The sequence below is a fragment of the Heyndrickxia sporothermodurans genome (assembly GCF_003055045.1).
Lineage (GTDB): Bacteria > Bacillota > Bacilli > Bacillales > Bacillaceae_C > Heyndrickxia > Heyndrickxia sporothermodurans.
Map to the genome: position 1 here is coordinate 58,448 of NZ_NAZB01000011.1, position 12,694 is coordinate 71,141.

Genomic DNA, 12,694 nt, shown 5'->3' on the forward strand with positions numbered 1-12,694 from the left:
GCTTGTCAGTCTTTTTTAGAACGAGCAATTAAGAAAAGCGAAAAGCGCCTTGCCCATCGACGTAAAAGACTTACGGGACTTTGACTGAGATAAAGGAAACGCGGGTGATGCAAGGCGAATCGATGTTGACTTATCGTAGGGAAAAGTCCTGAAGTTTTCTAGTCGATAGGCGCTGGAGCTGGACAGCAAAGACAAAAGTCCCCGTCATCAAATGACGAGGACTTTCACTTATTATTGTATACCTTTTGGTAATTTTCCGTCCGGGCTTACTAAAGAAACAGAGAAATGAGGGGTAAAAACTTTTTTCGATAGATTGTTTACATGATCAATTGAGACTTCATCGATCATTTCAACTATTTCATCGAGTGTGCGGTGCTTTCCTAATAGTAATTCGTTTTTCCCGTTTCTACTCATTCTGCTGTTTGTGCTTTCGAGACTAAGCATTAAATTTCCTTTCAACTGTTCTTTACAATTTTGAACCTCTTTAGATGTTACTCCGGTATCCTTTAAATGGTCTAATGTCGATTGAATCGTTTCATACAAGTGATCTAATTGTTTCGCACCGGTACCGGCATAGATCGTGACTATTCCGGAATCTTTAAATGAGGAGTGATAGGAAAATACAGAGTATGCTAATCCTCGTTGTTCTCTTACTTCTTGAAATAGTCTTGAAGACATGCTTCCGCCTAATATATTATTTAATACAATTAAATCGTAAATTTCCTTATGACCTATTGGCAAACCTTCAAAACCTAAGCAAAGATGTGCCTGTTCTGTATCTTTTTTTCTTACTATATTATTCAAATGAAAAGTTGGAACATTCTCTTCACTCGTGTGGTTTCCACCATTGTATGATCCAAATAGCGATTCCACTTGCTTAATAAAAGAATCTTTAACATTTCCAGCGATAGAGATAACCACTCGATCAGGTGTATACATATCATGCATATATTCATTTAAAGTCTGACCAGAAAATGTTTCTAACGTATCCTCTGTACCAAGAATCGGATATCCTAAAGGGTGATTTTCATAGACTGCTTTGCTAAGAAGATCATGAACAATATCATCAGGAGTATCTTCATACATTTTTATTTCTTCATACACAACATTTTTTTCTTTTTTAAGTTCTTCCTCAACAAAAGTGGAATTGAAAAACATATCTGAAAGTGTGTCAAGAGCAAATTGTGCATGGTTATCTAAAACCTTAGCATAATAGCACGTGTACTCTTTTGAAGTAAATGCATTTACTTGTCCACCTATTGAATCGAATGCTTCCGCAATTTCCTTAGCTGTTTTTGTTTTCGTGCCTTTAAAGAACATATGCTCCAAGAAGTGGGAGATACCGTTATTTTTACGATCCTCATTTCTTGAGCCTGTTCCTATCCAAATGCCTATTGCAACTGACCGAACAGTTGGGATCTCTTCGTGCACAATTCTTAGTCCGTTTTGACATGTATATTTCTTAATCAATTTGAATCCTCCTAAACTTGGTGGGTGTATGTTCACCATTAGGCTTTTTTCATTAATCTTTTTTTAGTTTTCCATCATTCATTTTAATAATCCGTTCTTCATCCAATAATTTTGATACAGTTCCAATTCTCAGTTGCTTCTTTTTTATTTCAGTTATCAAACGTTGCAATGATTTTTCTGTTGAATCCGTTGGGTGCATAAGAATAAGTGCACCGGGATGAATTTTGGACATTACACGGGTGACGATTGTATCAGGAGAAGGTTTTTGCCAATCAACTGTATCTACACTCCACATGATTGTTTGTAAATTCATTGAATGAGCAATTTTCACTACTTCATCACGATAACTTCCGCTAGGCGGAGCAAATAATCTAACTTGTTTACCAGTGGTTGCTTTAATAACCTGATTTGTGCTGATTAATTGTTCACGAATCCGATCTGCAGAAAGAACCTTCATATCCGGATGTGTGTACGAGTGATTTCCCACTTCATGACCCGAATCAACAATCATTTTCGCTAATTCCGGATTTTCTTTCACCCATCTTCCTTCTAGAAAAAAAGTGGCATGAATATTATTATCTTTTAATGTTTTTAACATAGGTTGCAGAAATTCATTTCCCCACGCAACATTAATGAGAAAACTCACCATTGGTTTATCAGGATTTCCTCGATATATTGGAGAGGGAGGTAAATCCTTTATATGTACTTTAGGTGAAATTTGTTTATAGACTAATTTATTTTCATCGAATTTACCATCTTTTTTCATATTATCGTAGGAAGCTTTAATATCCACTTCAACACCATTATAACCGGGAGTTGCTTTCCATACTCTATCATTCACAGCATCTTGTGGTTTAATCGAATAGTTTTTAGCTACCCGAACAATATAATCATATAAATCATTTTGTTTAGTTGGAATGTTTTCTGCATCTGTTAATTGGGTAAGATAGCTTTTTGATAATGGATTATTAATGATCGACAAAGTAAGAATAGCAATCAGAGCAAAACCTATCAAGTGTTTTAATTTATTCTTCACCTTAATATCCCCCTTCTTTTTAAAAATATGAAAAAGAAGGACAAGGTAGAACACAATACTTATTAGTATTTTATTTACTCTAAAGATTAATGAACCATAAAAAAAAGCCAGGGTTTCCTGACTTTACTAGTTATTTTCATTTTTTTCCTTTTGCTCTTTTAAAACCGATTTTCTTGAAAGATTTACTCGCCCTTGGTTATCAATTTCGAGAACTTTGACTAGGACTTCATCGCCAATTTTTAATACATCCTCTACTTTACGGACTCTTTCTTCAGCAATTTCTGATATATGAACAAGTCCATCTTTACCACTAAAAATTTCGACAAAAGCGCCGAATTTTTCAATCCGTTTTACTTTTCCTAAGTAAATTTGTCCTACTTCAACTTCTCGGACAATATCTTCTATAATTTTCTTCGCTTTTTTATTCATTTCTTCATCCGTTGAAGAAATGAACACTGTACCATCTTGCTCAATATCAATTTTAACGCCAGTTTCTTCAATGATTTTGTTTATTTGTTTTCCACTTGGTCCGATAACGTCTCTTATCTTATCAGGATTAATCGTCATTGTTAAAATTTTTGGTGCAAATGCAGACAACGATTCACGTGGATTAGAAATTGTCGACATCATATGATTTAATATTTGCATCCGGCCTTGTTTAGCTTGTTGTAATGCTTCTTCTAAAATTTGTCTGGAAAGACCTTCAATTTTAATATCCATTTGCAGTGCTGTTACACCTTTAGAAGTACCGGCAACTTTAAAATCCATATCGCCTAAATGATCTTCCATGCCTTGGATATCCGTTAAAATTGTATAATGTTCACCAGATTTAACTAAGCCCATTGCAATTCCCGCAACCGGTGCTTTAATTGGTACCCCTGCATCCATCATTGCTAGTGTACTGGCACAAATACTTGCTTGAGAAGTGGAACCGTTGGATTCTAAAACTTCCGAAACTAGTCGAATCGTATAAGGAAATTGTTGTTCATTCGGAATAACCGGTTCAAGCGCCCGTTCGCCAAGTGCACCATGTCCAATTTCACGGCGACCAGGTCCTCTCATAGGTCCTGTTTCACCTACGCTAAATTGCGGAAAATTATAATGATGCATGAAGCGTTTTGACTCTTCGATTCCGAGCCCATCCAGTATTTGAACATCACCTAATGCGCCAAGAGTACAAATGCTTAATGCTTGCGTTTGTCCACGTGTGAATAAACCAGATCCATGTGTTCTTGATAATAAGCCAACCTCTGAAGATAAAGGACGAATTTCATCGATTTTTCTTCCATCTGGACGAACTTTTTCCTCGGTAATTAAACGGCGTACTTCACCTTTTACTAATTTATTTAAAATTTGTTTTACTTGCTTAATTGTATCTTCTGCTAATTCTTCACGTTCTTCAAATTTAGCAATTACTTGATCTTTTACCTCTTGAATAGCTTCTTCTCTCGCATGCTTTTCTTGTACTTGAATGGCTTTAATTAAATCTTCTTCACACATCGTACGAACTTCTGATTCTAATTCTTCGTCAATTTCGTATAATGTGACTTCCATTTTTTCTTTTCCAATTTTTGAAACAATCTCTTCTTGGAATTGAATTAATCTTTTGATTTCTTCATGACCAAACATAATTGCTTCTAACATTATTTCTTCAGGAACTTCATTCGCTCCTGCTTCAACCATATTGATTGCATCTTTAGTTCCGGCTACAGTTAAGTGCATATCGCTTTTTTCCATTTGTGATACTGTAGGATTAATGATAAATTTATTATCAATTCGACCGACTATTACTCCAGCAATTGGTCCTTCAAATGGAATATCTGAGACGGATAATGAAAGTGATGATCCGAACATTGCGGCCATTTCAGAAGGGCAGTCTTGATCCACACTCATAACAATGCTTACTACTTGAACTTCATTTCTGAATCCATCAGCAAATAACGGACGAATTGGGCGGTCAATTAAGCGGCTTGCTAAAATTGCCTTTTCGCTTGGTCTCCCTTCCCTTTTAATAAATCCTCCAGGTATCTTTCCTACTGCATAAAGACGCTCTTCATAATTTACAGTTAACGGAAAAAAATCAACTGATTTAGGTTCTTTCGAAGCCGTTGCAGTACTTAAAACGGCTGTATCTCCATAGCGTACTAAAACTGCTCCGTTTGCTTGTTTAGCTAATTGACCAATTTCTACCGTAAGTTCACGGCCGGCCCAATCTAAAGTAAATACTTGTTTCTCATGTTCCATATAAAAACTCCTTTCTACTTTTAAATCACCGTTTAGGGACTTTAAAAGCATGATTAATTTCTTAGTCATTTGAACAAAACATTATTGAATCTTTTTATGTCATCGCTTAATATGTATTGTAATCAAAATAACTTAAAAGTTTATCGTAACTTTTTGGGAGTTATCATGATAATAAAAAAGCGGGATAAATCCCGCTTCTTTTGTTAATTCGATATAAATTAACGACGTAAGCCTAATTTGTTAATTAGCTCACGGTAACGTTGAACATCTTTATTACGTAAGTAAGTTAGTAAGTTACGACGTTTACCAACCATTTTCAAAAGACCGCGACGTGAATGGTGATCTTTTTTGTGTACACGTAAATGTTCATTCAAATTATTAATATCCTCTGTTAGGATTGCAATTTGAACTTCTGGTGATCCAGTATCAGTTTCATGAACTTTGAATTGATTGATGATTTCGTTTTTGCGTTCTTGAGCAATTGCCATCCTTTTCACCTCCTAAAAATAAATAATCCCCAATTACTGAGCAAGCGTCGGTGACTCGACTTGCCAAGCAACGGTTCATTACACTGTAATATAATACTACTTTTTGTCTAAAAAAACAAGTCTAATTTCTATTTTTTTCAAAGTAATTAATGGTATTTTGTTTATCTTTTGCAATCTGAAGTTTTAATTGATCGATTCCAGCAAATTTCTGTTCATCTCTAATTCTTAAATGCCATTCGATTGAAACTTCTTCACCGTAAATGGATTGATCAAAGTCAATAATATGTACTTCAATTGATAGGGAATATTCATCGATACTTTTGAAAGTGGGCTTAAATCCTACATTACAGACCCCGTGATACCAATTTCCATCAATTTTAATTTTAACAGCATAAACGCCTGTTTTCGGGATAATATATTCATTGGATAGTTTGATGTTGGCAGTTGGAAAACCGATCTGTCTGCCGCGCTTTTCTCCATGAATTACGATCCCATTTGTCGTGTAAAATCTTCCTAAAATGCGACGAACTTCCGTCATATCTCCTTCTGCTAATAATTCCCTAGTTAAACTGGAACTCACTTTCTCATCTCCCGATTGTCGGTTAATCGCAAGTTTTTCTACTGTCGTATAGGTGAATTTTCCTTCTGAATGAATTGGCAAAGTTTCCATTGTTCCTTTACCAAATTTCCCGTATGAAAAATCAAAACCGGCGACTACATGATGGACATTTAATCCGATAATATATTGTTTTACATATTCTTCAGGAGAAAGATTAGCAAAATTAGATGTAAACTGAACAATAAATAAATAATCAATTCCCATTCTTTCAATGAGTTTCTTCTTATCTTCAATAGGAGTGATTAGCTCAACTTGTTTATTATTTTGACTTAACACAACAGAAGGATGCGGATCAAATGTCATTACCGCACTTTTCCATTGATTTTGTTCAGCAATTTCCTTCGCCAAATTAATGACTTTTTGATGTCCTAAGTGAATGCCATCAAAATACCCAAGTGCCATAACTAGGGGAGGAAAATCCTGCTTGTTGAATGAATGTGGATGATGTATTGTGATTACTTTCAATTTTCTCACCTATTTCTTTCTATTAGATCAATTATTAAGAACTTTAACAGGCTTTATTAAATGCGGCTTTTCAGGATGAATTTTGTAGATCGCTTTCACTTGATTTTGATGAATAAAAACAACTTCCTCTTCTCCAAATGTCCACCATTCTTCTTTTTCCAAAACCGCACCATTATTCACTTTCTCTGCTAATGTATCATTTATCACGTATTTCGGCAAATGAGAAACTCCTCTGTCTAAAGGAAAGATTACATCTTTTAATGTATTTTCACTTAGGCGGGTTTCAATATCTGAAAAGGTTAAACAATTTTCTTTTGTAAACGAACCTGACGATGTTCTTGTAAGATCAGACATATGCGCCGGGAATCCTAATTTTTCTCCTATTGACACTGCTAATGTTCTTATATATGTTCCCTTGCTGCATTTTACCCGAAACCGAAAAGAAATCGTATTTCCCGAAAAAACTTTTCGATCATCTAGTAATTCTATTTCATATATAGTTACGACTCTTGTTGGACGTTCAACCTCTATCCCTTTTCTTGCGTATTCATACAATCTTTTCCCGTTCACTTTAACTGCAGAATACATCGGTGGGGTTTGCGAAATTTCACCACGAAATGATTGAAGCACGTCTAAAATTTGATTCCGATTGATCGTTTTACAAATTGGAACTTCGTCAACTTTTTCACCACTGGCATCCTCGGTTGTCGTTGAATATCCAAGCGTAACTTCGCCTTCGTATTCTTTTCCAGCATTCGTTATGTATTCAGCAACTTTTGTTGCCTTTCCTAAACAAATAGGGAGAACACCCGTTACATCAGGATCTAGAGTTCCTGTATGTCCAACCTTTTTCATTTTCAACATTTTTCTTATTTTAAATACACAATCATGTGACGTCATTCCTTTTGGTTTCCATAAAGGAAGGATTCCATCCATATGAATACTCCTTTTTAAATAAAGTCTTGAAAAAAGGATAGACAAAATTGTCTATCCTTTTTTGTCTATTTATCTGTGTTTATTTCTTTAATAATGGTTTCAATTCGATTTCCATACTCAATCGATTCATCAAATGCAAATGAAAGTTCCGGAGTTTTTCTTAAGCGAATTCGATGTCCAACTTCAGAACGAATGAATCCTTTTGCTTTTTCAAGAGCAAGGAGTGTTCCTTCTTTTTGTTTATCCCCTCCGAGAACAGTAATATATACTGTAGCTTGTTGGAGATCACCTGTTACCTGAACATCTGTTACGGTAACAAAGCCAATACGTGGATCCTTTATTTTTCGGCCGATAATGTCGCTAAGTTCTTTTTTCATTTGCTCTCCGACACGATTTGCACGTAGGCTCATACATAACACCTCACATTACAACCATTCATAAATGGTTTCTAGTCTTTCCCACTCAGGAAAGGAATCTAAAAATTTTATTGCATTTTCAATTTCTCTTTCAGCAGCTGACTGGATCGATGCAACAGTGACAATGGCAATTTTGGTTCGTTGCCACAAATCTTGATGTCCAATTTCAGAAACTGAAACATTAAATTTCTGTTTTAGTCTGGTGATGACTCTTTGAAGGACTGCTCTTTTTTCCTTCAAAGAACCTGCTTCATAAATGCGGAACTCACATTCCACATATCCAATCATGAACGCTCGACTTCTTCCATCACAAACGCTTCAATGATGTCTCCTTCTTTTAAATCATTGTAGTTTTTAATAGTAATCCCGCATTCATAACCTTGACTTACTTCTTTTGCATCATCCTTAAAACGTTTTAATGTATCAATTTCTCCTTCAAAAACGACTACATTATTTCGGATAATTCGGATACCGCTGTCACGAGTAATTTTTCCATCAGTAACATAACTTCCGGCAATCGTACCAACCTTCGATACTTTGAATGTTTGACGAACTTCTGCTTGACCGATAATTTTTTCATAGAATTCCGGATCAAGCATACCTTTCATTGCAGACTCAATTTCTTCAATTACTTTATAAATAATCCGATGTAATCGTATATCAACATTTTCTGCTTCTGCAGCACGCTTTGCATTAACATCAGGGCGTACATTAAAACCGATAACAATTGCGTTTGAAGCTGCAGCAAGGGAGATATCTGATTCATTAATACCACCAACAGCAGTATGAATGATTCTAACATTTACTCCTTCTACATCAATTTTTTGTAATGATGCTGCGAGCGCCTCAACAGATCCTTGTACATCTGCTTTAATAATAATATTAATGTCTTTCATTTCGCCTTGTTTCATTTGTTCGAATAATGTATCTAGACTTACGCGGGCAGTTTCATTTCGTTGTGCTAATACGGCTTGCTGTGCGCGTAATTCTCCAACTTGACGTGCTGTTTTTTCATCATCAAATACGACGAAGCGATCTCCCGCTTGTGGTACATCATTTAATCCTGTAATTTCTACTGGAGTTGATGGGCCAGCTTCTTTCACGCGACGACCTAAATCGTTTACCATTGCACGAACTCGGCCAAAAGTATGTCCGACAACGATTGGGTCACCGACACGTAATGTACCATTTTGAACTAACAACGTAGCAACTGAGCCGCGTCCTTTGTCTAATTGTGCTTCAATTACTGTACCAATTGCATTTCGGTTCGGGTTAGCTTTATATTCTTCCACTTCACTTACTAATAGAATCATTTCAAGCAAATTATCAATACCTTCTCCATTTTTCGCAGAAATTGGAACAAAAATTGTATCGCCGCCCCAATCTTCAGGAACAAGCCCATGCTCAGTTAATTCTTGCATGACACGATCAGGATTTGCAGAAGGTTTATCCATTTTGTTAACTGCAACAATGATTGGAACATTCGCAGCCTTAGCATGATTTATTGCTTCAATCGTTTGTGGCATTACACCATCATCGGCAGCCACAACTAAAATTGTAATATCTGTAATTTGTGCTCCACGAGCTCTCATCGTTGTAAAAGCAGCATGCCCTGGCGTATCTAGGAATGTAATTTTTTTGCCATTTACTTCTACTTGATAAGCACCAATATGTTGTGTAATACCACCGGCTTCGCCAGCAGTTACTTTCGTATTACGAATAGAATCCAATGTTGTTGTTTTTCCGTGGTCAACATGTCCCATTATCGTAACGACTGATGGACGTTCTTTAAGATTCTCTTCTGTATCTTCAGTAAAATATACTTCAAGATCGGTTGTATCAATTTGTATTTCTTCTTCAACTTCTACGCCATAATCTGTGGCGATAAGTTCAATAGAATCCTTGTCAAGTTCATTATTAATCGTTGCAACAACACCAAGCATGAAAAGCTTTTTAATTAATTCTGATGGTTCTCTGTGTAATTTTTTCGCAAGTTCGGCAACTGTTAATGAACCGCTAAATGTGATTTTACTTGGAAGTTCTTTTTTCTTCGGCGGTACTTGTTGTTGTTGTGGCCGTTGTTTATTTTTATTTTTATTATTGTTTTTATGCTTTTTATTATTATTAGAACCTTTATTGTCCCTAGGTGCGTTATTTTTATTGTTTGGCTTAGATTCATTCGTTTTATGTTTTTGTTGTGTAGTATCTTTCACGAGGCTCTCTTCAACTTCCATTTCTTTTTGACTATTTTTTTTATTTGTTTGTTGCTTGTTCTGTGATTGATTGTTTATAGAATTAGATTTCACCTGTTTATCATGATGATTAAACATCTTATCTAATTTACTAATAGTATCCCCATCTATCGTAGACATATGATTATTTACTTCAATGTTTAATTCTTTAAGTTTCGAAATAATGTCTTTACTAGAAACATTTTGTTTTTTTGCGTACTCATAAATTCGAATTTTACTCATATGTTCACCCCCACCTTATGATTCACCGAGCAAGATTTCTAATTTCTTCGCAAAGCCCAGATCCGTTATTGCTAAGACAACTCTTGATTCTTTTCCAATTGCAGTCCCGAGGATTTCTCTATTACTGATCCAATAAATTGGTATGCGGTAAAAACGACATTTATCCTGCACTTTTTTCGTTGTATTTTCTGATGCATCCATGGAAAGTAACACGAGTTTCGCACGACCATTTTTTACTTCTTTAATTACTAATTCTTCTCCAGAAATAACTTTACGTGCGCGATTCGCTAAGCCAAGTAATGATAATGCCTTTGATTCGGTCATATATCTATAGATTCTCCCTTTCAATGAACCTTAAAAGTTCATCATAAATGGATTCATCAATAGAAGTTTCTAAATGATTTGCTAATATGTTTTTTTTCTTAGCTTGTAGAATTGCATCTTTATCCTTGGACAGATAGGCACCTCGCCCGGATTTTTTTCCTTTTGGGTCAATAGATACTTCTCCATCCTTTGATCGAACGATCCTAATCATTTCTTTTTTAGGTTTCATTTCACCCGTAGCAACACATTTCCTTAATGGAATTTTCTTTTGAGTAGCCATTTTCATGTCACCCCTATTCGAAATCGTCTTCAAGCATTTCGAAATGATCTTCTTGATCATCACTTGTAATTAAAGCAGAATCCTCACGAGGATAAATTCCTAACTCACGTGCTTCTGATTCACTTTTTATGTCAATTTTCCATCCGGTAAGTTTTGCAGCTAGTCTAGCGTTTTGTCCACGTTTCCCGATAGCAAGAGATAATTGATAATCAGGTACAATCACCGTAGTCGATTTTTCTTCTTCATCAACGATAACATCTAAAACTTTTGAAGGACTTAATGCGTTAGCCACAAAGGTTACAGGGTTATCTGACCATTCAACGATATCAATTTTTTCACCTTTTAGTTCATTTACAATTGCTTGAACTCTTGTACCTTTAGGACCAACACATGCACCAACTGGGTCAACTTCTGGGCGATCAGTATAAACTGAAATTTTAGAACGATCTCCAGCTTCTCGTGCTACAGAGCGAATTTCAACTGTACCATCGTATATTTCAGGTACTTCTATTTCAAATAATCGTTTTAATAAACCAGGATGTGTACGGGAAACAAAAATTTGTGGTCCTTTTGTTGTTTTTTCCACCTTGGTTATATAAACTTTTATCCGATCATGTGGACGATAGGATTCATTTGGCATTTGTTCACTTTGTGCGAGTAATGCCTCAATTTTCCCTAGATTGACATAGATGAAGCGAGGATCTTGTCTTTGGACAATTCCCGTCATAATGTCATCTTCACGATCGATAAATTCTGAATAGATGATTCCTCTTTCTGCTTCACGAACACGTTGTGTGACGACTTGCTTTGCAGTTTGAGCGGCGATACGTCCAAAATCTTTTGGTGTTACTTCAATTTCAACAACATCTCCCACTTCATAAGCAGGATTAATTTTCACAGCATCCTCTAGTGATATTTCAAGTCGGGAATCAAAAACCTCATCGACAACATCTTTTCTAGCAAAAACTCTCATTGTTCCATTTTCTAAATTCAAGTCTGTCCGCACATTTTGCGCTTGATTAAAATTTCTTCGATATGCAGATACTAATGCTGCTTCAATTGCTTCTATGATTACATCACGAGAAATCCCTTTCTCTTTTTCTAAAATAATAAGAGCATCTAATAATTCTGTGCTCATGGAAATGTCATCCCCCTCAAAAATAATAGAAACTTCACGAGTTATAGTTATCTGTTCTGCCTTGTAAGTACTGGTTAGAACAGCGGGCAGTCAATGACTACTCCATTTTGTAATTTTTGCTCCAATTAATATGGCGTCAATAAATTATCAACACTGAGCTTTAAAAAAGCCTAAAATTAAAATAAAATAGCTAAACGAGCTTTTGCCACTTTTTCGTACGGAATTTCTACTTCTTTTGTCCTTGTTTTAATTTTCATTTCAAGTTTTAATGTTTGACCATCAAAATCGAGTAGTTTTCCTTCGAATTGTTTTTCGCCATCGATTTGCTCGTAAGTACTGATATTGACGTTTTTCCCAACTGCTTGTTTGAAATCCTTTTCTTTTTTTAAAGGACGTTCTGCACCCGGAGAAGATACTTCAAGAAAATAGTTATTAGGGATTGGGTCGAGTTCATCCAATTTTTCCCCTAAACGCTCACTTACAATCCCGCATTCTTCGATATCAATCCCATTTTCTTTATCTATAAATACGCGAAGAAACCAATTTTTCCCTTCTTTAACATATTCAATATCGACGAGATCAAGTTTCATATCTTGAATGATAGGAGTAACGAGTTCTTCGACAATGTCCGTTACTTTGCTCATAAAAACCTCCTGATTAACAATGGTAATAGCTTAAGAATTAATAAAAATTAATCATCATAGAAGCAAAATGGACTTAACCAAAAAGACGAAAGAGTGGGTATGCCCCACTCTTTCCAAGAGTTATCAGTAGTATTTCCAATAAAAATATACCATAACCAAA

13 protein-coding genes are annotated in these 12,694 nt (G+C 35.5%); all 13 read right to left on the bottom strand.

Annotated features, from left to right (window positions below; genetic code table 11):
- Positions 1 to 231: 231 nt before the first annotated feature.
- Complete coding sequence (locus tag B5V89_RS04125) at positions 232 to 1,509, bottom strand: M16 family metallopeptidase (protein WP_181294259.1); 1,278 nt, start codon at positions 1,507 to 1,509, stop codon at positions 232 to 234.
- A gap of 13 nt (positions 1,510 to 1,522) precedes the next feature.
- A complete protein-coding gene (locus B5V89_RS04130) occupies positions 1,523 to 2,506 on the bottom strand; it encodes a polysaccharide deacetylase family protein (protein ID WP_066233181.1) in 984 nt (327 codons plus the stop codon).
- Positions 2,507 to 2,632: 126 nt separating this feature from the next.
- Complete coding sequence (pnp, locus tag B5V89_RS04135) at positions 2,633 to 4,750, bottom strand: polyribonucleotide nucleotidyltransferase (RefSeq protein WP_066233179.1); 2,118 nt, start codon at positions 4,748 to 4,750, stop codon at positions 2,633 to 2,635.
- A 218-nt stretch (positions 4,751 to 4,968) separates the two neighbouring features.
- On the bottom strand, positions 4,969 to 5,238 hold the full coding sequence (gene rpsO / locus B5V89_RS04140) for a 30S ribosomal protein S15 (RefSeq protein ID WP_066233176.1): 270 nt from the start codon (positions 5,236 to 5,238) through the stop codon (positions 4,969 to 4,971).
- Positions 5,239 to 5,359: 121 nt separating this feature from the next.
- The gene (gene ribF / locus B5V89_RS04145; RefSeq protein WP_066233173.1) at positions 5,360 to 6,322 is read right to left on the bottom strand and encodes a bifunctional riboflavin kinase/FAD synthetase; all 963 of its coding nucleotides are present in this window, start codon (positions 6,320 to 6,322) and stop codon (positions 5,360 to 5,362) included.
- A gap of 27 nt (positions 6,323 to 6,349) precedes the next feature.
- A complete protein-coding gene (truB, locus tag B5V89_RS04150; protein WP_066233170.1) occupies positions 6,350 to 7,258 on the bottom strand; it encodes a tRNA pseudouridine(55) synthase TruB in 909 nt (302 codons plus the stop codon).
- Between the two features lie 65 nt (positions 7,259 to 7,323).
- Positions 7,324 to 7,668, bottom strand: coding sequence for a 30S ribosome-binding factor RbfA (gene rbfA / locus B5V89_RS04155; RefSeq protein WP_066233168.1), 345 nt, complete (start codon positions 7,666 to 7,668; stop codon positions 7,324 to 7,326).
- Positions 7,669 to 7,683: 15 nt separating this feature from the next.
- Positions 7,684 to 7,962, bottom strand: a complete 279-nt coding sequence (locus tag B5V89_RS04160; protein ID WP_066233164.1) for a DUF503 domain-containing protein — start codon at positions 7,960 to 7,962, stop codon at positions 7,684 to 7,686.
- A complete protein-coding gene (infB, locus tag B5V89_RS04165) occupies positions 7,959 to 10,148 on the bottom strand; it encodes a translation initiation factor IF-2 (protein WP_108070617.1) in 2,190 nt (729 codons plus the stop codon). The genes B5V89_RS04160 and infB overlap by 4 nt, the downstream gene beginning before the upstream one ends.
- Positions 10,149 to 10,163: 15 nt before the next feature.
- Entirely contained in the window at positions 10,164 to 10,472 is a 309-nt protein-coding gene (locus B5V89_RS04170) for a YlxQ family RNA-binding protein (RefSeq protein WP_108070619.1), read from the bottom strand.
- A 4-nt stretch (positions 10,473 to 10,476) separates the two neighbouring features.
- Positions 10,477 to 10,752, bottom strand: a complete 276-nt coding sequence (rnpM, locus tag B5V89_RS04175) for an RNase P modulator RnpM (RefSeq protein ID WP_066233155.1) — start codon at positions 10,750 to 10,752, stop codon at positions 10,477 to 10,479.
- A 13-nt stretch (positions 10,753 to 10,765) separates the two neighbouring features.
- Positions 10,766 to 11,890, bottom strand: a complete 1,125-nt coding sequence (nusA, locus tag B5V89_RS04180) for a transcription termination factor NusA (RefSeq protein WP_108070621.1) — start codon at positions 11,888 to 11,890, stop codon at positions 10,766 to 10,768.
- 176 nt (positions 11,891 to 12,066) lie between these two features.
- Positions 12,067 to 12,534, bottom strand: a complete 468-nt coding sequence (gene rimP / locus B5V89_RS04185; protein ID WP_066233149.1) for a ribosome maturation factor RimP — start codon at positions 12,532 to 12,534, stop codon at positions 12,067 to 12,069.
- Between the last annotated feature and the right edge of the window lie 160 nt (positions 12,535 to 12,694).

Bases quoted from the DNA above. Each gene is read 5' to 3' on its own strand.
- rbfA (WP_066233168.1), bottom strand. From the start codon at position 7,668: ATGAGCCTACGTGCAAATCGTGTCGGAGAGCAAATGAAAAAAGAACTT.
- rpsO (WP_066233176.1), bottom strand. From the start codon at position 5,238: ATGGCAATTGCTCAAGAACGCAAAAACGAAATCATCAATCAATTCAAA.
- B5V89_RS04160 (WP_066233164.1), bottom strand. From the start codon at position 7,962: ATGATTGGATATGTGGAATGTGAGTTCCGCATTTATGAAGCAGGTTCT.
- nusA (WP_108070621.1), bottom strand. From the start codon at position 11,890: ATGAGCACAGAATTATTAGATGCTCTTATTATTTTAGAAAAAGAGAAA.
- rnpM (WP_066233155.1), bottom strand. From the start codon at position 10,752: ATGGCTACTCAAAAGAAAATTCCATTAAGGAAATGTGTTGCTACGGGT.
- truB (WP_066233170.1), bottom strand. From the start codon at position 7,258: ATGGATGGAATCCTTCCTTTATGGAAACCAAAAGGAATGACGTCACAT.
- B5V89_RS04125 (WP_181294259.1), bottom strand. From the start codon at position 1,509: ATGGTGAACATACACCCACCAAGTTTAGGAGGATTCAAATTGATTAAG.
- infB (WP_108070617.1), bottom strand. From the start codon at position 10,148: ATGAGTAAAATTCGAATTTATGAGTACGCAAAAAAACAAAATGTTTCT.
- B5V89_RS04170 (WP_108070619.1), bottom strand. From the start codon at position 10,472: ATGACCGAATCAAAGGCATTATCATTACTTGGCTTAGCGAATCGCGCA.
- pnp (WP_066233179.1), bottom strand. From the start codon at position 4,750: ATGGAACATGAGAAACAAGTATTTACTTTAGATTGGGCCGGCCGTGAA.
- rimP (WP_066233149.1), bottom strand. From the start codon at position 12,534: ATGAGCAAAGTAACGGACATTGTCGAAGAACTCGTTACTCCTATCATT.